The sequence below is a fragment of the Vibrio sp. S234-5 genome (assembly GCF_000960595.1).
Taxonomy (GTDB): Bacteria; Pseudomonadota; Gammaproteobacteria; order Enterobacterales; family Vibrionaceae; genus Vibrio.
On sequence record NZ_JZAM01000354.1, the window covers coordinates 1 to 811 of the forward strand.

The window sequence follows — 811 nt, forward strand, 5'->3', positions numbered from 1 at the left end:
AGCTTCCGTTTCCAAAAACCGTCAAGGCTTTCGGCCTTCTTTCCTTTCTCTGTATAAATGACGGCACTTGTCTTCATATCAATCACAACCGTCATGAAGCCACTTTTTGAGCCACAGTAAATCTCATCAATTCCAATGTGAGTGACGTTTTTAAGACAAGGTTGAGAGTATCGCTTTTGCAGGTAACGCTTCTGAATATCTTTCACTGTATCCCAACAGACACCACATAGCTTGGCAATGGCATTGATGGTGACGTTCAATGCTGACAGCGAGAGAACATACTGTTCAAAGCCCTTTGTGTAACGCACTTTGGGACGAGGAACAAAGTTAAGCGGCAAATACCCGAGTGTATTACAAGCTCGGCATTCAATCCGCTGGTTTGCTATCTGGATGTAACAGGGGCTAGTGCCGATTGGCGTAGCGATGAAACGGCGAACCTTACCTCCTTTTTTTTATGACATCACGACTACGACATGATGGACATTTAATATGAGGATTGTGTGCTACGTGAAAGATGGTCGCGTCACCATCAAACTCTGTAGAGCAATAATGGAAAGGGCCGCGTATTCCAAAGCGATGGTAAAGAAGTGAAGTTGACATTAACTGGCTATTTTTGGCGATATGGTATCAGAAAAGCCATTCAGGTATCGATTTTCCGGATGAACCGGAGAAATTCCAAAAGATGGTTCATCCGGAAAATCGATACTTCGCCTCATGACTGGCTTTGATTTTTAACTCAAAAAATTCCCAATCACGATACCCATAGGCGACTTTGTTCAGCGTCTTTATTCGGTTGTTCACACCCTCTACT

Annotated in this window: 1 protein-coding gene and 1 pseudogene; both read right to left on the reverse strand. The window is 43.5% G+C overall.

Annotated elements, in window-relative coordinates; all coding sequences use genetic code 11:
- A pseudogene (locus tag UF06_RS18995) lies at window positions 1-260 on the reverse strand (hypothetical protein); the annotation flags it as partial.
- A 427-nt stretch (window positions 261-687) separates the two neighbouring features.
- On the reverse strand, window positions 688-811 hold a 124-nt coding region (locus UF06_RS25085; RefSeq protein ID WP_045569239.1), incomplete at its 5' end, for a transposase.